The organism is Streptomyces sp. NPDC091649, assembly GCF_044756785.1.
GTDB lineage: Bacteria > Actinomycetota > Actinomycetes > Streptomycetales > Streptomycetaceae > Streptomyces.
In genome coordinates this window covers 76987-99005 of sequence record NZ_JBIVTR010000017.1, presented here as the reverse complement: position 1 = coordinate 99005, position 22019 = coordinate 76987, and the positions used below count along the sequence as shown (strand labels likewise).

Below are 22019 nucleotides of genomic sequence, written 5' to 3'. Positions count from 1 at the left end.
CTCGGCCAGCCTCTCAGCTGCCGCTCAGCGGAGACGTCCACATGGGGTCGTGGCGGGATCTCCTTGTGAGATGGGCCAGAAGGTGTTCCGCCGCGACGGGGGCAGTGTCTTGCGGCGTGCCAGTTGCGGTCAGGGCGGCGATAAGCCTTGCTGATGCTGTGTCCTGCACGTCCGGGTCGGTGAGGAGGGGCAGCAGCAGAAGAAGGCGGGTGTCTGTGTCCTGGACGCCCTCGCCTGCAAGCGACGGATTGTCAGCGATCTGGGTCAGTTCGGGCCAAGTCAGCCCAGCGCCCGAGAAGTCTCCGTCCCAGCTGGCAATCTGCTCGGCGTAGCTTCTTCCTGGATGGGTGATGAGGTAGTCGGTGCCGTAGTCGCCATCCAGATTGCGGTAGATCACCACGACTCCAGGGCCGTCATCTACTGGCACCCTGAACACCGGCCAGCGATCAGGATCGAAGAGGACCTCGGACAGGGCATCGACATCGGCGCCGTCCTCACCGAACCGCTCCGGAACCGGGCGCTCGGCACACCACCCGTCGCTGCACATTGTCAGGAGGTAGTTCGACCAGAAGCCCGGGCGGACCAGCAGCGACTCGCCCGGCATCAACGGGCCGACATCGTATCCCTTGATCAGCACCCCTCGATCCTGTCACCAGCCACTGACACGATCCGATCCGGGATCGGCAGCGGGGCACCGTCCCATTGCGGGACAGCTCTTAGCCACAAATGGCTGCGGAGGGCCATCTTCTTCCCCTGCCGCGCCATTGCCGGGGCGCACAGAGCTGCGACAAACACTGAACGCGGCCGCGCGCAGCTGCGCGTCACCGGGTCACGCAGGGTCCAGTGACGGCCGGGCCCCCAGCCCCCCGTTGTTCTCGCAGCCCAGCTCCTTCGCCATGGCCAGCGAGACGGAGTGGGCCACGGTCGCGTAGGCATCCTTCAACTTCTCCGGGTCGCCCTCGGGTTCCTTGGGCGACCAGCGCTCCACGCCGATTTTGACCTGAGCCGGCGTGGAGCCGGGCAGCTTCGCGCTCCGGCAGGCGAACTGGACAACAGCGGCGTCCGAAGCTGTCAGGGTTCGCTCCCCCATCCGGAGCACCGTGAACTTCGGAGCAGGTTCGCCCTGCGGCGGACCGTCGGCCAGCTCCCAGGTGACCTCCAGCCGATCGCTCTGGGCGGCGTTGACAGCGAACACCTGGCAGATGTCCCCGTCATCGGCGGCAGGGGAAGCGAACGCCTCACTCAACGACCTGGCAGCGCGGGCGACGGTGGATCCCTCGGCCGGCGCCTCGAACCGCGAGGACCCCGTGATCACCTTCAGCCCTTCCTCCGCGCCGGCGGATATGGCGGTGCCGCCGCAGAGCTGCGCACCCTCCACAGCATTGTCGCCTTCCTTCGCGGCACCGTCCCCTCCACTACAGCCGACCACTCCGAGAGCCAGCGAACCGGCCACGACCACGGCGACGAATCCATCGCTTACAGCCCTACGGCTGATCACCATCTGCATCCTTCTACGTCCTCGCCCGCCACCGACCTCAGCCGGTCTCCGGGTCGTTGCCCTGCTGATTCTCGCGGTCATTGCCGGTGGAATAGCCGACCCTCATGGACTCCTTGAGGTCTTGCCCGAACACGCTTTCGGGGTCCAGTCCGTGACGGCGCATGAACCCCTCCATCGGCGACTCGGCCAAGCCCTCACCAGCGGAGTAGACCTTGCTCCTCTCCTCCCGGGCGAGGTCCTCGACCTTCTCCTTGTGCTCGTCCACCGAGTTGCCGGAGATATCGCCGACCGCCTGTCCGATGACCTGCTCCAGGGCGCCACTGGCGGTGTCGGTGGCCAACGGGATGAGCACGGCGGCCGTGCCCACGGCCGCCGTCGCTGGCAGGAAGGCCACGCCGGCCGCCACGCCCGCGACGGCTCCGAACTCGACCCAGCCCGCCCGCTTGGCGACCGCTTTCTCGTACTCCTCGTGCTTTTTCAGGTTGTCCGCCTCGACCTGGTCCCCCCGGGACTGGTCGAGCATGCCCTGCACCTCGGATCCCGTATGCACAGCCGCCCGCGCCGCACCTTGGTCGATCTTTCCGTCCGGGCCCACGTGCGCTTCCAACACACTGCGGGTGTAAACCTCTCCCGCTGTCGAGACGGTCGCGTAGGCGTCCGGGTGCTGGCCGATTGCGCTGAGAAACCCCCGGGCGATGCCGCGCCCGTTGCGGTCCTCGGTGTCCGCGAAGTCGAGACGTCCCTCCTGCTGTTCACCGGGGGCGAAGATGCTTCCCGGTTCGTTTTTGTTCAACGCCCAGTTGATGTCGTCGATGTATCCCGCGCCCATGACGCCCATGCTGTCCGCCAAGCCCTCCTGGTGCTTGAGCAGTCCCGCGTCGGACCCGTACTTCTCCATGACCCGCTGCATGACCGCCGCGTTGTCGGCATCCCGTTTCGCGGTCGCGTCCGGCTCGCCCGCCGGATAGCCGAGAGTCGCCGCCTCCAGGGCATGGCCCAGCGCGTCCGGCATGTACTGGAGGGTGGGCCCCACCTTGTCCGGGTCGGTGGAGTTGGTGTCCGGAAACGACTCCCACTTCTCGTTTCCGAAGAAGTCGAGGTAGTTGCCGATCGCCTGGTCGTCCTTCTTCCCCAGGTCGGCCGTGGCACCGTGGTTGACCGTGCCGTCCTCGTTGTACGCCGTCGGTTCGTCGGTGAAGAACTTCTTCGCCGCGTCCGGACTGTTCCCCAGGGCCTCCAGCATCGCGGTGGTCGGGTCATAGCCGGATCCGTTCTTCCCCGAGGGGTTGAACGGGTTCTCCAGGAAGCCGTTCACCTGCTTGTTGCCGGCGAACCGATAGGGGTCCTTCTGGTGCAGCTGCGCGACGTGCTCGGCGATCGGGTTGAGGAACTTCGCGTCGTAGCTCCCGTACCGCATGATGCCGCCGAGCAGCTGGTAGCCGTACGGGCCGCCACTGTTGTCGTACCTGGACAGCGGGATCTGCTGGGTCCCCAGCTTGCGCAGCTCGGGGCCCCACTCCGCGGAGAACGCCCTGTCGTGGGATGCGGTGGCCAGGTTCAGTCCCAGATTCTTCTGGAGTTCCTGGACGTTCTTCAGCCGCTCCTGGTCGACCTTGGCGTAGTCGTTCGTGTCGGTGGCGAGCTGCCCGAAGAAGGCCAGCGACCTCTCCGGGCCGAGCTTCTCGTAGAAGGTCGTCGCGAACTCCGCCGACCGGCCGTTGTCACGCAGCAGCTCGTTCAGCGCCTGGAGCTCGGCTTGCGTGAGATCGCGGCCCTTGGCCGCCAGGGCGATGGCGCGGGCCGCCTCCTCCTGGTCGAACGCGGTGTACTTCGGGGCGCTGAAGTCCTTGCGGTCGGTGACGTTGGCCTCAAGGGAGTTCTTGAAGGTCGCATCGGTGTCGTTGCAGTGGTCGACTATGAGGTCGATCTTCCTCTGCCACAACCTGATGTGCTCCCTCTCCCGCTGGAGGAATGTGGTGAAGTCGGGATCGTGACGCGCCGCGTTGTTCTCGGACAGCGGGGAACGGGCATGGGCCTTGCCCCTGCCGTCCACCCGGATGCCGGCCGCCGGTCCCTCGTGGTCCCGGATGTCGACCAGGTCGTCCTTGGCCTTCTTGAAGGCCGCGTACCCCTCTTCGAGCAGCGCCTTCACGCCCTTGGCCTCGGCGGCGGCGTCCGCGAACTCCTTGGCGGTCTTTCCGATGAACTCTCTGGTGACTCCGGCGTTGAGGCCCTCCCAGCTCGCCTTGCTCGCCTTCGCCTTCATCCCGTCGGATGCCTCGGTGGCGAGTTTCTCCAGGTTGGCCGCCATCTCCGACCAGTCGTCGGCCGCCGCCTTCAGCTTTCCCAGCGGAGCTTCCATGATGTCCTCGTAACTCAGCATCCGCGCGCTCCCCCGAGCCCTACTTCATGTATTCGGACAGCTTGGAGATCGCCTTCAGATCTCCGCCGATCTTCACGTCGTCCTTCGCGTGCTGGGCCTTCGTGTAATCCAGGTGGTTCGAAATGTGAGCGCACGAATCCAGGAGGGTCTTGAGATGGGTCTGCCAGCGGTCGTGCACCTTGAGCACCGCCGAACCACTCGCGAAGTTGCCGTTGGTCAGCGCGATCGCCGCGTCGAAGGTTGCGGGGCGGGCGTGGTCGCCGTCCTTCGACAGCCTCGTTCTGAGCTCATAAGCGTCACTCCCGATAGCGCCGAGGTCGTCCCGGTTCACCACCAGTCCGGCTGCACCGCCGCCGCCCTCGGCCGGGGCGCTGTTGATCTGCATGGCACTGCGCTCGGCCGCCGCCGAGCGCAGTTCGGCCCATTCCCCCTCGAATGTCACGTGTTCCCCCGGGTATCGCTGTGCGGACAGCCTCTTCGCGGTAACCGTACGGTCGCCGGCACAGGGCGGACGAGTAGGATCTGAGCCTTTGCTCGGGCAAGAATTCAGCGGAACCTTGGGACCGCTCTCATGTCCGTCGCCGTCTTACCGTTCAAGGGCGCGGACGGGTTCATCGCCGCCGACCCGGAGATCCGACGCGATCCGGCGGGGGGGTCTCCGTGCGGAAGCGGACGGCAGCGGCAGCAACTCCATCGCCCGGTATGGCTCTCCGACGCCGTCGACGACGGCCCCCGTTGAACCGGGACCGCCGCCGCTGCGGGCTGCGGGTCAGCCCTTGGGCGTCGCCACCGCCGCCTGCGGCCGGATGGGCAGGCGGTTCACCGGGCGGCCCGTCGCCGAGCGGACCGCCGAGGCGACCGCGGCGGGGGCCGTGACGACCGGGACGGCCGAGGCGGGCTTCGCGCCGAAGGGGGCCACCACGTCGCGTTCCTCGACCAGTTTCACGATGCGGATGTCCGGGGCGTCCAGAGCGGTCGGGAGCGCGTAGCCGGTCAGGTCGGGGTGGCGGATCAGACCGCGGGCGGTGCGGAGGTTCTCCGTGAGGGCCGCGCCGATGCCCTGGGTGATGCCCGCCTCGATACGGATCGCCAGCTGGTCCGGGTTGAGGACGCGGCCGACGTCCTGGGCGACCGCCATCTCGACCACGCGGACGGAGCCGATCTCGATGTCGACGTCGACGACCGCCCGTACCGCGCAGAACGCGAGGCCGACGAACGCGTCGCCCTGGCCGGACTCGTCCAGCGGTTCCGTGGGGTGGGGGCGGCACTGGGCGGTGGCCCAGAGCTCCTTGCCCTCCAACGCCTCGGCGACCGTCGTGGACAGGACGCCGTCGTACGACGTGATCTTGCCGTCGGCGATCTGGAGCAGCTCCGTGGACATGCCGAACTGGTGGGCCAGCGGCTGGAGGAGCTGGGTGCGGACCATCTTCGCCGCCCGCTCCACCGCCCCGCCCGACACCCAGGTGTGGCGGCCGTGCGTCGCCGGGCCCGCCGGGGGCTGGTCGGTGTCGACCGCGGCCACGTGCACCTCGTCCACGCCCAGGACCTCCTGGACGATCTGGCGGGCCAGAGTGGTGAAACCCTGGCCGGTCTCGACCGCCGCGCAGATCACCGTGGCGACGCCGTCGTGCACGCGGACCGTGGCCGTGGACACCTCGTCCTTGCCCTCGGCCCCCAGCATGTGGACCATGCCCAGGCCGTAGCCCACGCCCCGGCGCACCGCGCCGGGTTCCCCCGCGCCCTCGGGGCCGCCCGGCAGCAGCCAGTCGTCCTCGGGGGCGTCCTTGGGGAGTGCGGGGAGGGGGTGGTCGCGTACGGCGCGGAGCAGTTCGGCCACCGGGGCCGGGCAGGTCACCGTCTGGCCGGTGGGCAGGAGGTCGCCCGTCGACAGGGTGTTGCGCAGGCGCAGTTCGGCCGGGTCGATACCGAGCTTGGCGGCCAGCTTGTCCATCTGGCCCTCGTACGCCGCGCAGACCTGCATCGCGCCCTCGCCGCGCACATGGCCCGACGGCGGGTTGTTCGTCCGGACCGCCCAGCCCTCGATGAAGGCGTGCGGGACGACGTACGGTCCGCAGGCGAAGGCCACGGCCGCCGCCAGGGACTCCGAGGAGGCGTCGGCGTAGGCGCCCGCGTCCAGGAGGATCTGGGCCTCCACCTTGACCAGCCGGCCCTCCGCGTCCGCGTGGTGGCGGTAGCGCAGGAGGGTGGGGTGGCGGTGGGTGTGGCCGAGGAAGGACTCCTCGCGGCTCGCGGCCAGCTTCACCGGGCAGCCGGTGCGCAGCGCGAGCAGACCCAGCGGGATCTGGAACCCCGGGTCCTCGCGGTCGCCGGTCGCCCCGGGCACCCCGGTCACGACGACCTTGACCCGGTCCGCCTCCAGGCCGAAGCAGGCGGCGATCAGGTCGCGGTCGGTGTGCGGGTCGGTGGAGGCGGTGTAGAGCTCCACGCCGCCGTCCGGGCGGGGCACGGCGAGGCCGGCCTCCGCGCCGATCGGGGCGGGGTCCTGGCGGCCGATCCGGTACAGGCCCTCGACGACGACCTCGCCCGTCGCCTCCGCGTCGCCGTAGCGCAGCGGGATGTGCCGGATGAGGTTGCCGTCCGGGTGCAGCGGCTCCGCCGCGAACGCCTTCTCCGGGTCCGTGACCGGCTCCAGCACCTCGTACCGGACGGCGATGGCGGCGGCGGCCAGCCGTGCGGTGTCCGGGTGGTCGGCGGCTACCGCGGCGATCGGCTCGCCGTGGTGGCGGACCAGGTCGGAGGCGAACACGGGGCGGTCCACTACGTGGCGGCCATAGTTGCTGTCGCCGGGCACGTCCTCGTGCGTGACGACGGCGCGCACCCCGGGCATCTCCTCGGCCCCGGAGGTGTCGATGGACAGGATCCGCGCGTGCGGGTGCGGGGAGCGCAGTACGGCCGCCCACAGCAGGCCCTCGGCCCAGAGGTCAGCCGCGTACGGGAAGGTGCCCTCGGTCTTCGCCCGCGCGTCGGCAGCCGGCAGCGAGGCGCCGAGGCCCGTCAGGGGCGGCTCCTGGCCCGTGCCGGAACCCGCCGGTCCGCCGCCGATGGCGTCGATCCTGGGCAGGCTGGTGCTGGTCGCGTTGGCCGCGTCGCCGCTCACGCCGCCTCCTTGTCGTTCGCCCCGCCGGTGCGGCGACGGGGGGGGAGCTCCTGGTTCGCGTGGTGCTGGTGGTGTACGGCGGGGCCGCCGGCGTGCCTCACTGGGCCTCTCCCCCGTGCGGCTGCGATCCCTGCCGCACGCCGCCGGCGCCCGGCTCGGCCTGCTGCGGGATGCGCGCCTCGTCCTGGGCCGCGGTGGCCGCCTCGGCACTCGCCTCGCGGGCCTCGACGACGTCCGCGACCGCGTCGAGCACGCCCCGGTAGCCGGAACAGCGGCAGAGGTTGCCGCAGAGCGCTTGGCGGGTCTCCAGTTCGCTGGGGGCGTGGTTGCCCTCCAGGAGGTCGTGCACGGTCATCGCCATGCCGGGGATGCAGAAGCCGCACTGGACGGCTCCGCGGGCGGACAGGGCGCGCTGGACGTCGGACGGTTCGCCGTCGACGGCGAGCCCTTCGACCGTCCGCACCTCGCTGCCCGCCGCCGTGGCCGCGGGGACCAGGCAGGAGGCGACGAGGCGGCCGTCGACCTGGACGTTGCAGGCGCCGCACTCACCCTGCGAGCAGCCGTCCTTGGCCCCGGCCAGGCCGAGGCGCTCACGCAGCACGTAGAGCAGCGATTCGCCGATCCAGGCGTCGCTGACCGGGCGGTCCGTGCCGTTCACGTGGAGCAGGTAGGAGGCGGAGGGGTGCTCGCTCGGTACGTCGAGGAGGTGGGGGGCGAGGGCGGGTTCCCCGTCCGGATGCCCGTCCTGGGCACCGTCCGGATGCACGTCCAGGACCCCGTCCGGATGCACGTCCGGACGCCCGTCCAGGGCCCCGTCCGGATGCACGTCCGGGGCCGTGCCCTGGGCCTCTCGCGCCGCGTTCGCGTCCTCGTCCGGGCCGCCGTGCGCTGCGTCCGGGCCCCCGTCCCGGGCTGCGTCCGGGACCGCGTCCGCGTCGGTCTCGGGTGCGGGGCCGGGAGCTGCCTCCGGGGCCGTGCCGGGTTCCTCGGCGGCGGAGCCCTCGGTGTGGGCGTCGACGGTGGCGCCGGGTTCCGGCACGACGGCGTTGTCCGTCTGCGCGTACGCCGCCCGGTCCGCCTGATCCGACCGGTCCGCCAGGCCCGGACCGGCCGGCCGGTCCGCCTGCTCCGCCGGTTCGTCGGCCGGTTCCGGTTCCGGTTCCGGTTCCGACTCGGGTTCCGGTTCGGGAGCCTGCTCCGCCACGGGTACGGGTTCCGGTTCCGGCTCCGGTGTGGCCCAGGGGGCGGGGGCGCCGCCGGGCAGCGTGGCCGGGCGGGCGCTGTCCGCGTACCACCGCGGCGGGTCCGCCGGGGCCGGGAACTCGCCCGACTCCTCCGGGAGGCGTCCGTCCGCCACCGGGACCGTCCACTGACCCGTGTGACCGGTGTGGTCCGCCCGGGGGGAGTGATCCAGGTGCCCGGCCGCCGGTCCGGCCGCCTCCGGGGCGGCTGTCGCCTCCGGTCCGGCCGCCTCCCCGGCGGCTGCCGGCTCGCCGAGGGCGTCGGTGAAGTTCCACTGGGCCGTGGCGTGGGACGTGTCCTGGTAGGGGCCCTGGTATCCGCCCGGCGCGCCCTGCTGGTTCGGGTCCGGCCAGTGGACCGCACCGGGCTCCTGGGCGGTGCCGAACTCCTGGGCGCCGAACTCCTGGGCGGCGGCCTCCTGGGCGCGCTGCTCGGCCTGCGCCTGCTGGGTCTGCGTCTGCAGCACCCAGCTCCCCGTCGCCGCCGGGTCCAGACCGGCGGCCGGGGTCAGCGGCATGATCATCGGGGGGACGTACCCCTGGCCGGGCGCGGCCAGCGGGATGTTCGCCAGGTCCTCCGGCGGGAGCTGGACGAACGCGGTGGCGTCGGCGTCGTAGTCACCGCTCTGCGGGGTCGGCTGCCAGGCCCCGTACTGCGGATCCGGCCCGCCGGAGCCGTCCTGCCAGTCCGGCCAGTCCCGCTGCCCCTGCTGGTTGACGGGTTCCTCATTGCTCACGGCAGTGCCCTCCCCAGCGCGCGTCGTGCGAGCGCGGCGACAGTGCGCCGCAGGTGCTGTACGGCCGGGGACAGCGGCGGGGCCTCTGAACCGTCGGCCGGTGGTGCGTTGTCCGGGATGCAGGCCGCGGCGACGTACTCACCGAAGGCCGCCAGCGCGTCCGGGGCCAGACCCCGCTCGCCGTCCCAGTCGATCAGCGACGCGATCCAGCGCTCCGCCTCCAGCGGGCGCAGCGGCATCGGGGCGATGGCGCCGACCGCGCAGCGCACCCCGCGGCGGGCCGGGTCCAGGACGATGGCGACGGAGGCGGTGGCGCGCCCCGGGCCGGTGCGGCCGGTGGCCTTCAGGAACACCTGCGGGGCGTGCAGCAGCGGCACCCGGACGAAGCCGATCAGCTCCGCGGGCTCCAGCAGTTCCCGGCCGGCCAGCAGGTGGGAGACGGGGATCTCGCGGCGGGCGCCGCCGGGGCCCGCGATGACGAGCTCGGCCTCCAGCGCTGCGAGCACCGGCAGGGCGTCGCCGGTGGGCGCGGAGGTGACGATGTTGCCGCCGAGCGTGCCGGCGTTACGGATCTGGGGCGGTCCCGCGGCGCGCGCGGAGGCGGCGAGGGCGGGGATGAGGGCGGCGAAGTCGGGGCGCCCCATGCGGGCGTGGGTGAGTCCGGTGCCCAGGAGTGCGTGGCCGTCCTGGTAGTGCCAGCCGCGCAGCTCGCTGATCCGGCCGAGGCCGACCAGCCCCGAGGGGCGCAGGAGCCCCTTGTTGACGGCCGCCATCAGGTCCGTGCCCCCAGCGACCGGAACGGCCGCGGGCATGGCGCCGAGTGCTGCCACGGCCTCGTCCAACGAGGCCGGCAGCGTCACCGATTGCATCGCCTGCGGTGCGTGCGTGGTCAACCCAGCTGCCCCTTCCCGGTCTCCCGGCTGTCCCGCCTGTTCCGCCGTACGGTACGTGTTCACAGCCCGGACGTGGCAACTCTGGCACATCTTCCGATCGGGTCGGCGCGAGGGTCCACGAAGGGTGCATCCGTCCCTGACCTGCGGGATGTTCCGGTTTCGCACTTCTTCGACGAGGAGGGTGAATTGCCACTCTTCAGCGAGGCCCGTACGACTTGCGCGTTTCCTCCCTCGCGGCGGCCCTGTCGGCGCGGCCTCGGGCCCCGGACGCACGCCGGCCGCAGCGGTCCCGGAGGACGGCTGCGGCCGGCGGGCCGGTGCGGGGGGGTCACACCACCGGCGGCGCCCCGTCGCGCGGGAAGCCGAGGACGCCGGGGCGCCGCTGGCGCGGCAGCGGGCCGCCCGGCGGGCGGTAGTCGACGCCGAGGGCGTCGAGCCGGGCGTAGTGGGCCGTCATCCGGGCGTCGAACGCGGCGAAGTCCCGGTCGGCCGGGGCGGGCAGGGCGGACCAGGCGACCTCGGCGAAGGCGGCGAGGCGCGGGAAGACCTGGTAGTCGACGCGGGCCCGGTTCTGCATGACCTCGGTCCACACGTTGGCCTGGGTGCCCAGGATGTGACGGGCCGCCTCCTCGCTCAGGCCCGGCGGGACGGGCTCGAAGCGGTAGACGTCCTCCAGGCTGCGGACGTAGCCGATGGGCATCGGCTCGTCGGGGCCGCCGTCCTGACGGTGGTCCAGATACACCTGCTGCTCGGGGCACATGACCACGTCGTGCCCGGCCTCGGCGGCCGCGACGCCTCCGGCGTAACCGCGCCAGGAGGAGACCGCGGCCCCTTCGGCGAGGCCGCCTTCGAGGATCTCGTCCCAGCCGATGAGGCGGCGGCCCCGTGCGGTGAGCCAGGTGTCGAAGTGCCGGACGAACCAGGACTGGAGCCCGTCCTCGTCCCTGACGCCCAGCTCGGCGATCCGGGCCTGGGCCAGCGGGGACTGCTTCCACTGGTCCTTGGGGCATTCGTCGCCGCCCACGTGGACGAACGGGGAGGTCTCGGCGGGGAAGAGTTCCAGCACTTCTTCGAAGACTCCCTCGAAGAAGCGCAGGGTGTTGTCAGTGGGGGCGAGTACGTTCGGACTGACGCCCCAGGTGTCCCAGACGGAGAGGGTGGTGGTGTCGATGACGTCGGTGTTGCCCAGTTCGGGGTATGCGCTGATGGCGGCCTGCGAGTGGCCCGGGATGTCGATCTCGGGGACGACCCGGATATGCCGCTCGGCGGCGTAGGCGACGATCTCGCGGATGTCGTCCTGGGTGTAGTGGCCGCCGTAGGGGGTCTCGTCCCACAGGTCGGAGGCCCGGTGGCCGTATTTGGTGCGCGAGCGCCAGGAGCCGGTCCCGGTCAGGCGCGGGTAGCGCTTGATCTCGATGCGCCAGCCCTGGTCGTCGGTGAGGTGGAAGTGGAAGACGTTCAGCTTGTGGGCGGCCAGCAGGTCCAGGTAGCGCAGGACGTCGTCCTTGGGCAGGAAGTGCCGGGACACGTCGAGCATGAGGCCGCGCCAGGCGAAGCGCGGTTCGTCCTCGACGACGACCGCGGGGACCTCCCAGGCGCGTTCCGGGTCGAGGGGCGCGCGCCGGAAGGCATCCGGGCCGAGGAGTTGGCGCAGTGTCTGGGCGCCCCGGAAGAGGCCCGCCGCGCTGCCGCCGGTGAGGCGCACGGCGTCGGCTTCGACGGCGAGGCGGTGGGCCTCGGGGGCCAGCTCCGTGTCGAGCGTGAGCACGATGCCGCGGTCGCCGGCGCCCTCGGGCAGGGGCAGTCCGGTGGCCGGGCCGAGGGTGGTGCGCAGCCAGCGGGCGACGCCCTCCGTGCCCGGTGCGGCGCTCAGCGGGGTCGTGCGGTCCAGCGGGCAGGGCCCGCCGGGCGCCCGCGTCACGGTGCGCGGGGCGGGGACGAGACCGAGAGCCGCGGTGTCCACGGGGGCCGCGCCGTCCGTGTTCGCGGTGTTCTGGGACGTCATGACATCAGTCCTTAACCGCTCCGCCCAGTCCGGAGACGAGGCGTCGCTGTACGAGGACGAAGAAGACCAGCACGGGGATGGTCATCACCGTCGAGGCCGCCATGATCCCTCCCCAGTCGTTCTCGTCCGGTTTGAAGAAGACCAGCAGCGCCATCGGCAGCGTCGACTGGGAGGTGTCGCTGATGATGAACGACTTCGCGAACAGGAAGTCGTTCCAGGTGGTGATGAAGGAGAAGACGCTGGTCGCCACGAGGCCCGGGAAGACCAGGGGGAAGAGGATCTGCCACAGGAAGCGGGTGCGGCTGGCTCCGTCGATGTAGGCGGCCTCCTCCAGGGCCTCGGGGACGGCCTTGACGAAGCCGCGCAGCATCCAGATGGCGAACGGCAGTGAGAAGGCGAGGTGCGGCAGGATCAGCGAGCCGAGCGTGTTCAGCTGGCCGAAGTCCCGCATCAGGAAGAACAGCGGGATGGTCAGCGCCTCCACCGGCACCATCTGCGCGACCAGGAACATGATCAGCAGCGTGGTGCGGAACTTGAAGCGGAAGCGCGTCACGGCGGTGGCGGCGAGGAAGGCGACCAGCGCGGAGAGGATGACGACCGTGCCCGCCACCAGCAGGCTGTTGAGGAAGTAGCGGCCGAAGTCCTGCTGTTCGAAGACCCGGCGGAACGAGTCGAGCGAGGGGGCGAGCGTCCAGGGGCGGGCGTCGGTGGACTGGACCTCTCCGGCCGGTTTGAAGGCGGAGAGCACCATCCAGTAGAGGGGGAAGGCGACCGCGACGGCGATCAGCAGGGCGGCCGCCTCCGCGGCCAGCCGGCCGGGCCGCTTGATCCGCAGGAGCTTGGCGATGCCGCCGTCGCGCGCACCGCCGCGTACGGGACCTCCGGTCGTCGTGCTCACAGTTCCTCCCCCTGACGCCGCACCAGGCGCAGGTAGACCAGCGTGACGGCCAGCAGGATCACCAGCATCACGACGCCGATCGCCGAGCCGAGGCTGTACTGCGAGGACGCGAACGCCTTCTGGTACGCGTACACGTTGAGCACCAGGTTCTGGCCGGCTATGCCGCCGCCGTTGGTCATGACGTAGATCTGGGTGAAGACCTTGAAGTCCCAGATGATCGACTGGATGGTGACGACGATCAGGATGGGTTTGAGCATCGGCGCCATGATGGTGCGCCAGATCCGCCACTGGGACGCGCCGTCCAGCGAGGCGGCCTCCAGCACTTCGGTGGGGATCGCGCGGATGCCCGCGTACACGGTGACCATCACGAACGGGAACGAGCACCACAGCACTTCGAGGAGCACCAGGGCGAAGGCGCTGTAGCGCCCGTACGTCCAGGAGAAGTCACCGAGTCCCAGCACCTTGTTGACCGGCCCGAAGTCGGGGTCGAAGAGGAAGACCCAGACGGTGGAGCCGGTGATCGCGGGGGTCGCCCAGGCGCCGAGCGCGGCCATCATCAGCGCGAGCCGGGGCAGGGCGCGGATGCGGGTGAGCAGGACGGCGAGCGCGCAGCCGACGCACAGGGTGGACACCACGCAGGCCGCGGCGAAGACCACGGTGGCGAGGAGGACCTGCCAGAACTGGCTGTCGTTGAAGAGGGTGGCGTAGTTGCCGAAGCCCTGGAAGGTGGTGGGTTCGCCGCCGCTGACCTGGGCCTGGGTGTACTCCAGGAACGAGATCAGGCCGAGTTGGTAGATCGGGTAGACCAGCAGCCCGGCGAGCAGGACGAGGGCGGGCAGGAGGTAGAGCCACGGGGTCCAGCCGGAGTGGCCGGAGGGTGACACGGACCGGCGGCGCCGGGGCGGCCGGGCGGGCGGGGCGTCGCCGCCCGGCCCGCCCGGGCCCCTGGGCGGAGCCTTGAGCGATGTGGTGTGCGTGGTCATCGTCAGCCCGCGTCGCGGAAGGCCGCGTCCATCTTCTTCGCCGCGTCGTCCGACGCCTCGGCCACGTCCTTACGGCCGGAGACGATCTCCTGGAACATCGTCGGGAGGACCAGCGAGGCGTCGATCTGGCCCCAGGCGGGTGATGCGGGGACGAATTTGGCGCCCGCGCCCAGAGTCTTGACGAACGGGGCGACGAAGGGCTCCTTCTTCGCGGCGTTGTCCAGGACGTCGGTGTAGGTGGGCAGGAAGCCCATCGCGTCGAACATCGCGGCCTGGGCCTTCTTCCCGCTGAGCGACTTCATCAGGTCGACGGCGAGGGTGCGGTGCGAGCTGCTCTTGAGGACTCCGAGGTTGTTGCCGCCGGCGAAGGCGGGGGCGATGGACCCCTCGGCGATGCCGGGCAGCGGGACGACGGCGTACTTGCCCTTGACCGCGCCCGCCTCGACGGCCGCGTGGCTGAAGTCGCCGCCGATCGCCATGGCGGCCTTGCCGGAGGCGAACGCGGTCACGGTGGCGTTGCCGCCCATGGAGGCGCACTTGGCGGGCGGGCAGTTGTCGTCGCCGAAGAGGGAGGTGTACGCCTCGATGCCCTTGCGGGACTTCTCGCTGTTGATGCCCGACGTGTACGTGCCCCCGCTCTCGCCGGCGAGTTCGCCGCCGTGGGCCCAGATGAAGGGCATCGCGCCGTAGGTGTACGCGCCGCCGACCGCGAGGCCGTAGAGGTCGGGCTTCTCCTTGCGGATCTTCTTGGCGGTGGAGATCAGCTCGGCCTGGGACTTGGGGGCGTCGAGGCCCAGGTCCTCGAAGACGTCGGTGCGGTAGTAGAGGGCCCGGACGCCGACGAAGAAGGGGGCGCCGTAGACCTTGCCGCCGACGGTGACGGACTGCTTGGCGGTCGGATCGGTGTCCCTGGCCTCGTCCCAGGCGGCGAACTCCTCGGTGACGTCCGCGAGGCCGCCGTCCTTGACGTATCCGGCGGTGTCGGAGTTGCCGTACTCGATGAGGTCCGGAGCGCTCTCGGGGTCGTTGAAGGCGGCCTTGACGCGCTGCGCGCGGGTGTCGACGGGGATGTACTCGACCTCGACCTCCGCGCCCTCGTGGGCCTTCTCGAAGTCGGCGACGGCCGCGTCGACGACCTTCTCCTTGGGCTTGTTGCCGACCTCCTGGAAGAGCCAGACACGGAGCGTGCCGCTCTTCTCGTCACCCTTCGCACTGGTGTCGGAGGTCTGCGGCGCACAGGCGGTGGCGGTGAGGCCGGCCAGTACAAGCGCCGCAGCCGGGACGGCAATTCGGGCAGAAAGCTTCATCCGGGAACCCCTACCGGTCATGTGTTGCATCATGTGCAACGTGCGTTTCGTTCTGCACAACTGGCAGGAGAGTAGATCCGTGTTCCGACGCCGACAAGTGGTCTCCACCACTCTGTGACCAGCGGATGCAGCCCGTGCAACGCGAGCGCCCGGTCACCGAAAGTGACCGGGAACGCAAAAGGCCCCCGGGGCGCGCGGTGACGCGCGCCCCGGGGGCCCAAGTGTGGGAGCGGGCCTACTTCTTGTCCTTGCCGCCGCCCTTGTCCTTGTCGCCGCCGGCGCCCATGGACTCGTAGATCTCCTTGCACATCGGGCAGACGGGGTACTTCTTGGGGTCGCGCCCCGGTACCCAGACCTTGCCGCACAGCGCGACCACGGGAGTGCCCTCCAGGGCGCTCGCCATGATCTTGTCCTTCTGGACGTAATGGGCGTAGCGCTCGTGGTCGCCGTCGCCCCTCGACACCTGCGGCGTCGGCTCGACGAGGGTCCCCGTACCTGCCCCGCGATCGGGCTCAAGAGTGCTCATAACCGCCAAGGGTACTGAAAGAGGCGGCCTCCGGGTGAGGGAAGGGTCGCGCCGGGGGCCGGGCGGCGCGCCCGGCGGGCGACGGTTCGAGGACGGGGGCCGCGGGCCGCCAGGCCGCCCCCCGCGGAGGCGCCCTCAGTTGAGCGAGGGGTCGTCCGGATACGTGGCGATCATGGCCAGCTCGCTGCGCTGACGGCGGAGCACCGCCCGCCAGAGCCGCTCCGGGCGCGGGAAGGAGACATCGCCGGGCTCCGACTCGACCACGAACCACGCCCCCTCGGTCAGCTCGCCCTCCAGCTGGCCGGGGCCCCAGCCCGCGTACCCGGCGAAGATCCGCAGCGAGCCGAGGGCGGGCCCGAGCAGCTCCGGCGGGGTCTCCAGGTCGACCAGGCCGATCGCCCCGTGCACCCGCCGCCAGCCGAGCGGGCCCTCGTCGCCGGGGATCACCGCCACGCCGAGCGCGGAGTCGAGCGAGACCGGGCCGCCCTGGAAGACGACGTCCGGCTCGCCGGTCAGGCCGGCCCAGGACGCGAGGATGTCGCCGACGCCCACCGGGGTCGGGCGGTTGAGGACCACGCCGAGGGAGCCCTCCTCGTCGTGGTCGAGGAGCAGCACCACCGCGCGGTCGAAATTCGGGTCCGTGAGGGCGGGTGCGGCCACGAGCAGTCGCCCTGTGAGCGAGGACACCTCGGTCATGGCAGGAATGATCCCGCATCTTCGCCCTCCGCGGGGGCCGAGTGACCGTGATACCGCCCTCAGGAGAGCGAGCGCAGCTCAGGGCGCACGGAGGCACGGGGAGCGCACCGTACGGCGGGCGGGTGGTGGGCCATCCGGACGGTGACACTCCGCAAGATCGGGTGCGCGGAGGGTGTTGTGGCGGATTCATGACGTTCGCGCACCCCCCTTCTCCTTACGGAAGGGGGGTAGGAGGCCATTACCCTTTTCGTTGGCCCCCCGCCCGACCACTCCGGAACGCGAGATACATGACCGGCACAGACGATGTCCTGCTTGTCCACGGCGGCACCCCGCTGGAGGGCGAGATCCGCGTCCGAGGCGCCAAGAACCTGGTGCCGAAGGCCATGGTCGCCGCGCTGCTCGGCAGCGGGCCCAGCCGCCTCCGCAACGTTCCCGACATCCGTGACGTACGGGTCGTCCGGGGGCTCCTCCAACTGCACGGCGTCACCGTGCGCCCCGGCGACGAGCCGGGGGAACTGATCCTCGACCCCTCGCACGTCGAGTCCGCGAACGTCGCCGACATCGACGCGCACGCGGGTTCGTCGCGCATCCCGATCCTCTTCTGCGGCCCGCTGCTGCACCGTCTCGGCCACGCCTTCATCCCGGGCCTGGGCGGCTGCGACATCGGCGGCCGGCCGATCGACTTCCACTTCGAGGTGCTGCGCCAGTTCGGCGCGACCATCGAGAAGCGGGCGGACGGCCAGTACCTGGAGGCCCCCCAGCGGCTGCGCGGCACCAAGATCCGGCTGCCGTACCCGTCGGTGGGCTCCACCGAGCAGGTGCTGCTCACCGCGGTGCTCGCCGAGGGCGTCACCGAGCTGTCCAACGCGGCGGTCGAACCGGAGATCGAGGACCTCATCTGCGTACTGCAGAAGATGGGCGCGATGATCTCCATGGACACCGACCGGACCATCCGGATCACCGGTGTCGACCGGCTCGACGGTTACACCCACCGGGCGATCCCGGACCGCCTGGAGGCGGCCTCCTGGGCGTCGGCGGCGCTGGCGACCGAGGGCAACATCTATGTGCGCGGCGCCCAGCAGCGCTCGATGATGACCTTCCTGAACACCTTCCGCCGGGTCGGCGGGGCCTTCGAGATCGACGACGAGGGCATCCGCTTCTGGCACCCGGGCGGCGCGCTCAACGCCATCGCGCTGGAGACGGACGTGCACCCCGGCTTCCAGACGGACTGGCAGCAGCCCCTGGTAGTCGCGCTGACGCAGGCCGCGGGCCTGTCGATCGTCCACGAGACGGTGTACGAGTCGCGGCTCGGCTTCACCTCCGCGCTCAACCAGATGGGCGCCCACATCCAGCTGTACCGCGAGTGCCTGGGCGGCTCCGACTGCCGCTTCGGCCAGCGCAACTTCCTGCACTCGGCGGTCGTCTCCGGACCGACCCGGCTGCAGGGCGCCGACCTGGTCATCCCGGACCTCCGGGGCGGCTTCTCGTACCTGATCGCGGCACTGGCGGCGCAGGGCACCTCCCGGGTGCACGGCATCGACCTGATCAACCGCGGTTACGAGAACTTCATGGAGAAGCTGGAGAAGCTCGGCGCGAAGGTCGAACTGCCGGGCGGTTCGCTCGTCTGACCCCCTTTCCGCGCGCCGTCAAGGCCGCTCAGTGCTGCCGCACACAGCACTGCGCAGTACCCGCGTGAGCGGCACGCCGCCCCGGCTCCGGTCCCGGAGCCGGGGCGGCGTGCCGCCGGGCCTCAGAAGGCCCTCTGACGGTCCTGTGGGCGGGTACAACGGGCATAGCGGCCCGGGGTGGTGCCGGCGATCCGCTTGAAGTGCCGCGTGAGGTGGGACTGGTCGTGGAAGCCCACGGCCGCCGCCACCCGTCCGGGCGGCACCCCGTCGAGCAGCAGCCGGCGCGCCCGGTCGACCCGGCGGGACGTCACGTACTGGTGCGGGGCGATGGCGTAGGCCGCGCTGAAGGCCCGTACGAGGTGGGCCGGGTGCGCGTGGAGCAGCCGGGCGGCCTCGGCCAGGGTGAGGCCCTCCCGCAGCCGCTCGTCGAGCAGATCGCGCAGGTCCCGTGCGACGCCCCGGCCGGGCGCCGGGTCCGCCGGAGGGTCCCCGGGCCGCAGGTGGCCCCGCAGCCGCTCGCCGACGAACGCCAGACGGCACTCCGCCTCGAACGCGTCGCCCGGATCCGCGAGGGCGGTGTGCAGCCGGCCGACGCGGGTGCGCAGCAGGGGGTCGGCGAGGTCCGGGGTGTCCACGGCGGGCCCGATGAGGCCGGCGTCGAGCCGCGTCATGTCCAGATAGAGCACCCGTTTGCGGAATCCGCCGGCGGTCGCGGGCGATCCGTTGTGCGGAACCTGCGGCGGCAACAGGCTCACGGTGCCGTCGGGGGTACCGCGCTCGTGCCGGTCCAGGTCGTAGCGGACGGCGCCGTCGTCGACGATCAGGAGTGTCCAGGCGTCGTGGACGTGCATGGGGTAGGCGTGCTCGGTGAAGTGGGCGTGGAGGACCTCCACGACGCCGGCGACGGCCGGACGCCAGGCCGAGACTTCCCGCCGTGGCAGCACGCTAAGAACGTACAAGACCGCGACCGGGTCCACCGGACAGTCTCGGACCATGAGAACGACGACGACAGAACCCACGGCGGCCGGCGCGACCGGGAGCGCCCCCGTCCGCTTCGACACGAAGGTCGCGGTGCTGCTCCGTGACGACCTGGAGACCTGGCAGCGCCTGAATGTGACCGCCTTCCTGGTCAGCGGCCTGGGAACGGCGGTGCCGGACGTGATCGGCGAGCCCTACGAGGACGCCGACTCCACCGCGTATCTGCCGATGATCCGGCAGCCCGTGCTGGTGTTCGAAGGGGCGAGGGAGACGATGACCGCCGCGCACGCCAGGGCCCTGTCCCGGGCGCTGCCGACGGCCGTGTTCACCGCGGACCTGTTCGGCACGGGGAACGACCGGGACAACCGGGCGGCCGTACGGGCGGTGGGGCGGGACGCGCTGGATCTGGTGGGGCTGGCCGTGTACGGGCCGCGCAACGCCGTGGACAAGGCCCTCAAGGGCGCGCGGATGCACCCCTGAACTCCCCGGCACCGCCTCCGCGCCCTCCCCACCGCCCGGCGGGCGGTGGGGGCCCCGGCGGTCGGCCGGGCGCCCCGGGCACGGTGCGGGCGCCCGTGCGGGGCGCATGTGCCGGGGGCATGGGCGAGGGCGGCCACTCCCGGTCGGGAGTGGCCGCCCTCTTTGCGCCTCGAGGGTTACTTACCCTTGGCGGCTTCCTTGAGCTTCGAGCCCGCGGAGACCTTCACGCTGTAGCCGGCGGGGATGTTGATCGGGTCGCCGGTCTGCGGGTTGCGAGCGGTGCGAGCGGCACGGTGGGTGCGCTCGAAGGTCAGGAAGCCGGGGATGGTGACCTTCTCGTCGCCCTTGGCGACGATCTCACCGACGGTCTCGGCAAGGGCGGCCAGCACGGCGTCGGCGTCCTTGCGCGTCACCTCGGCGCGGTCGGCCAGGGCGGCCACCAGCTCACTGCGGTTCATGTTGTTACTCCCGTGTTCTTCTTGCCTGTGAGGCGTGAGATCGAAGCCGATGCTGCCAGGGCCCTCTGACAGTCCCCGGACCCGGGTCTGATGTCAGACCCTCTCGCCCGATTACGCATCCTGCCCCCACCAGCGGCGGGAAAGCCAATCCGGAACCCTTCGGAGTCAATGAAAAGCGCCACGGTTTGCTCGTGGTGACGCTCCGTCGACCTGGCCGAGCGGTCCGCAGCGGATGCCGGGCCCCGCAGGGCCCACTGCCCGCCCACCCTAAAGGGGCGTTTGGGGCGCCGCGACCCGCGACGCGCCGTACGGCACGGGCGGGTACGGCCCGGGGTGTCCTGCGGTTACCCCTTGCGGGGCCCTCGAAACGGTGAGGTCAGACGGATGCGGAGGGGGCCGCCCCGGCGCTCGCGGCGGCCCGGACGGCTCCGGCCACCGCGCCCGCCACCTTGTCGTTGAAGACCGAGGGGATGATGTAGTTGGCGTTGAGCTCGTCCTCGGCGACGACGTCGGCGAGGGCGCCGGCCGCCGCGAGCATCATCTCCGTGTTGACGGTGCGGGACTGGGCGTCCAGCAGACCGCGGAAAACACCCGGGAAGACCAGCACGTTGTTGATCTGGTTGGGGAAGTCCGAGCGGCCGGTCGCGACGACGGCCGCCGTCTGACGGGCGATCGCCGGGTCGACCTCGGGGTCGGGGTTCGCGAGCGCGAACACGATCGCACCGTCCGCCATCGCGGCCACGTCGTCGCCGTTCAGCACGTTCGGGGCGGAGACGCCGATGAAGACGTCGGCGCCGACGACGGCCTGCTTGAGGCTGCCGGTGACGCCCTCGGGGTTGGTGTTGTCGGCGATCCAGCGCAGCGGCGAGTCGGGGTCGGCCGTGACCAGGTCCTCGCGGCCCGCGTGCACCACACCGTGGATGTCGGCGACGACGGCGTGCTTGACGCCCGCGGCGATGAGCAGCTTCAGGATGGCCGTACCGGCCGCTCCCGCGCCGGACATGACGACCCGCACGTCCCCGGTGTTCTTGCCCACCACGCGCAGGGCGTTGGTGAGGGCGGCCAGCACGACGATGGCGGTGCCGTGCTGGTCGTCGTGGAAGACGGGGATGTCGAGGGCCTCGCGCAGCCGGGCCTCGATCTCGAAGCAGCGGGGTGCGGAGATGTCCTCCAGGTTGATCCCCGCGAAGCCGGGGGCGATGGCCTTGACGATCGCGACGATCTCGTCGGTGTCCTGGGTGTCCAGGCAGATCGGCCAGGCGTCGATGCCGGCGAAGCGCTTGAAGAGGGCCGCCTTGCCCTCCATGACGGGCAGTGCGGCCATCGGCCCGATGTTGCCGAGCCCGAGCACCGCGGAGCCGTCCGTCACCACGGCGACGGAGTTGCGCTTGATGGTGAGCCGGCGCGCGTCCTCGGGGTTCTCCGCGATGGCCATGCAGACCCGGGCGACGCCGGGGGTGTAGATCATCGAGAGGTCGTCACGGTTGCGGATGGGGTGCTTGGACGCCATCTCGATCTTGCCGCCGAGGTGCATGAGGAACGTACGGTCGGAGACCTTGCCCAGCACGACGCCCTCGATGTCGCGCAGACCTTCGACGATCTCGTCCGCGTGCGAGGTGGAGGAAGCGGCGATGGTGACGTCGATCCGCAGCTTCTCGTGGCCGGAGGCTGTCACGTCGAGGCCGGTGACCGAGCCCCCGGAGGACTCCACGGCAGTGGTGAGCTGGGAGACCGCGGTGCCGCTCGCGGGCACCTCCAGCCTGACCGTCATCGAGTACGAGACGCTGGGCGCCGTTGCCATGGCCGAGTCCTTCGCTTTCCTTAGCTTCATTGCCGCGCATCCGGAACCCACGTTCCGGACACGCTTCCCGATCGTCGCACCTACCGACTGGTAGCCGGTAATGACTGCCGTCTTTCGGAAAGTAGTTTCCACCATACGAGAAACCACCCGTTCGGCGGAACCCCCCACGGGCCCGGACCCGTTCGGGCGGCCCCTGAAACACGAACAGACCCGCGCCACCAGCAGGTGACGCGGGTCTGTCTTCTTCGGTTGAGCGGCACCGGCCCGCCATGCTCGCCTCGCGGCAAGTGGTCGCTCGAAGCGACTAAGGTTGGGCCCGGGGGCTTGGATCGAGCCGGTGCCAGTACCACGGTAACAAACACCCCCGAGAAGTGATTCCCGCGCGCCGG

The 22019-nt window shown here is 71.1% G+C and carries 18 protein-coding genes; 2 read left to right on the top strand and 16 right to left on the bottom strand.

Features of this window, described 5'->3' with window-relative positions:
- Positions 1-13: 13 nt before the first annotated feature.
- From ACIQMU_RS25190 to ACIQMU_RS25130, 13 genes are all read right to left on the bottom strand, one after another.
- The gene (locus ACIQMU_RS25190; protein WP_352241277.1) at positions 14-637 is read right to left on the bottom strand and encodes a hypothetical protein; all 624 of its coding nucleotides are present in this window, start codon (positions 635-637) and stop codon (positions 14-16) included.
- Positions 638-829: 192 nt separating this feature from the next.
- Entirely contained in the window at positions 830-1507 is a 678-nt protein-coding gene (locus ACIQMU_RS25185) for a hypothetical protein (protein WP_402689737.1), read from the bottom strand.
- A 28-nt stretch (positions 1508-1535) separates the two neighbouring features.
- Complete coding sequence (locus ACIQMU_RS25180; protein WP_402689736.1) at positions 1536-3881, bottom strand: hypothetical protein; 2346 nt, start codon at positions 3879-3881, stop codon at positions 1536-1538.
- A 19-nt stretch (positions 3882-3900) separates the two neighbouring features.
- Positions 3901-4323, bottom strand: coding sequence for a hypothetical protein (locus ACIQMU_RS25175; protein WP_402689735.1), 423 nt, complete (start codon positions 4321-4323; stop codon positions 3901-3903).
- A gap of 327 nt (positions 4324-4650) precedes the next feature.
- Positions 4651-6999 (bottom strand): molybdopterin cofactor-binding domain-containing protein, encoded by a 2349-nt coding sequence (locus tag ACIQMU_RS25170; protein WP_352241273.1) that lies wholly within the window; start codon positions 6997-6999, stop codon positions 4651-4653.
- Between the two features lie 97 nt (positions 7000-7096).
- Positions 7097-8977 carry a 2Fe-2S iron-sulfur cluster-binding protein gene (locus tag ACIQMU_RS25165; protein ID WP_402689734.1) on the bottom strand — a complete coding sequence of 627 codons (1881 nt, stop codon included), beginning with the start codon at positions 8975-8977 and terminating at the stop codon, positions 7097-7099.
- Positions 8974-9870, bottom strand: coding sequence for an FAD binding domain-containing protein (locus tag ACIQMU_RS25160; RefSeq protein WP_352241271.1), 897 nt, complete (start codon positions 9868-9870; stop codon positions 8974-8976). Before ACIQMU_RS25160 ends, ACIQMU_RS25165 begins: the two co-directional genes overlap by 4 nt.
- 328 nt (positions 9871-10198) lie before the next feature.
- A complete protein-coding gene (locus ACIQMU_RS25155) occupies positions 10199-11875 on the bottom strand; it encodes a beta-N-acetylhexosaminidase (protein ID WP_402689733.1) in 1677 nt (558 codons plus the stop codon).
- Between the two features lie 4 nt (positions 11876-11879).
- Positions 11880-12773: a carbohydrate ABC transporter permease gene (locus ACIQMU_RS25150; RefSeq protein WP_402689732.1), complete on the bottom strand. Its 894-nt coding sequence runs from the start codon at positions 12771-12773 to the stop codon at positions 11880-11882.
- Positions 12770-13756, bottom strand: a complete 987-nt coding sequence (locus ACIQMU_RS25145; RefSeq protein WP_352241269.1) for a sugar ABC transporter permease — start codon at positions 13754-13756, stop codon at positions 12770-12772. Before ACIQMU_RS25145 ends, ACIQMU_RS25150 begins: the two co-directional genes overlap by 4 nt.
- A gap of 2 nt (positions 13757-13758) precedes the next feature.
- The gene (locus ACIQMU_RS25140; RefSeq protein WP_352241268.1) at positions 13759-15063 is read right to left on the bottom strand and encodes an extracellular solute-binding protein; all 1305 of its coding nucleotides are present in this window, start codon (positions 15061-15063) and stop codon (positions 13759-13761) included.
- A 235-nt stretch (positions 15064-15298) separates the two neighbouring features.
- Positions 15299-15589 (bottom strand): DUF3039 domain-containing protein, encoded by a 291-nt coding sequence (locus tag ACIQMU_RS25135; protein WP_402689731.1) that lies wholly within the window; start codon positions 15587-15589, stop codon positions 15299-15301.
- A 135-nt stretch (positions 15590-15724) separates the two neighbouring features.
- Entirely contained in the window at positions 15725-16285 is a 561-nt protein-coding gene (locus tag ACIQMU_RS25130; RefSeq protein WP_352241267.1) for a YqgE/AlgH family protein, read from the bottom strand.
- A 287-nt stretch (positions 16286-16572) separates the two neighbouring features.
- Between ACIQMU_RS25130 and murA the strand changes: the two genes are divergently transcribed.
- Positions 16573-17913, top strand: coding sequence for a UDP-N-acetylglucosamine 1-carboxyvinyltransferase (gene murA, locus ACIQMU_RS25125; RefSeq protein WP_352241266.1), 1341 nt, complete (start codon positions 16573-16575; stop codon positions 17911-17913).
- A 122-nt stretch (positions 17914-18035) separates the two neighbouring features.
- On the opposite strand, the gene ACIQMU_RS25120 is transcribed toward murA, so the two are convergent.
- Positions 18036-18908, bottom strand: a complete 873-nt coding sequence (locus tag ACIQMU_RS25120; RefSeq protein WP_352241265.1) for an AraC family transcriptional regulator — start codon at positions 18906-18908, stop codon at positions 18036-18038.
- Here ACIQMU_RS25120 and ACIQMU_RS25115 point away from each other — a divergent pair.
- Positions 18907-19371, top strand: coding sequence for a DUF2000 family protein (locus ACIQMU_RS25115; RefSeq protein ID WP_402689730.1), 465 nt, complete (start codon positions 18907-18909; stop codon positions 19369-19371). The genes ACIQMU_RS25120 and ACIQMU_RS25115 overlap by 2 nt on opposite strands.
- A 176-nt stretch (positions 19372-19547) precedes the next feature.
- Here the strand turns inward: ACIQMU_RS25115 and ACIQMU_RS25110 are convergent, their stop codons facing one another.
- Positions 19548-19829, bottom strand: coding sequence for an HU family DNA-binding protein (locus ACIQMU_RS25110; protein WP_003968811.1), 282 nt, complete (start codon positions 19827-19829; stop codon positions 19548-19550).
- Positions 19830-20205: 376 nt separating this feature from the next.
- Entirely contained in the window at positions 20206-21630 is a 1425-nt protein-coding gene (locus ACIQMU_RS25105) for an NAD-dependent malic enzyme (protein ID WP_352241263.1), read from the bottom strand.
- Between the last annotated feature and the right edge of the window lie 389 nt (positions 21631-22019).

Coding starts and splice junctions, on each gene's coding strand:
- ACIQMU_RS25180 (WP_402689736.1), bottom strand. CDS start 3,881: ATGCTGAGTTACGAGGACATCATGGAAGCTCCGCTGGGAAAGCTGAAG.
- ACIQMU_RS25120 (WP_352241265.1), bottom strand. CDS start 18,908: ATGGTCCGAGACTGTCCGGTGGACCCGGTCGCGGTCTTGTACGTTCTT.
- ACIQMU_RS25130 (WP_352241267.1), bottom strand. CDS start 16,285: ATGACCGAGGTGTCCTCGCTCACAGGGCGACTGCTCGTGGCCGCACCC.
- ACIQMU_RS25135 (WP_402689731.1), bottom strand. CDS start 15,589: ATGAGCACTCTTGAGCCCGATCGCGGGGCAGGTACGGGGACCCTCGTC.
- ACIQMU_RS25115 (WP_402689730.1), top strand. CDS start 18,907: ATGAGAACGACGACGACAGAACCCACGGCGGCCGGCGCGACCGGGAGC.
- murA (WP_352241266.1), top strand. CDS start 16,573: ATGACCGGCACAGACGATGTCCTGCTTGTCCACGGCGGCACCCCGCTG.
- ACIQMU_RS25140 (WP_352241268.1), bottom strand. CDS start 15,063: ATGAAGCTTTCTGCCCGAATTGCCGTCCCGGCTGCGGCGCTTGTACTG.
- ACIQMU_RS25185 (WP_402689737.1), bottom strand. CDS start 1,507: ATGCAGATGGTGATCAGCCGTAGGGCTGTAAGCGATGGATTCGTCGCC.
- ACIQMU_RS25155 (WP_402689733.1), bottom strand. CDS start 11,875: ATGACGTCCCAGAACACCGCGAACACGGACGGCGCGGCCCCCGTGGAC.
- ACIQMU_RS25145 (WP_352241269.1), bottom strand. CDS start 13,756: ATGACCACGCACACCACATCGCTCAAGGCTCCGCCCAGGGGCCCGGGC.
- ACIQMU_RS25105 (WP_352241263.1), bottom strand. CDS start 21,630: ATGGCAACGGCGCCCAGCGTCTCGTACTCGATGACGGTCAGGCTGGAG.
- ACIQMU_RS25110 (WP_003968811.1), bottom strand. CDS start 19,829: ATGAACCGCAGTGAGCTGGTGGCCGCCCTGGCCGACCGCGCCGAGGTG.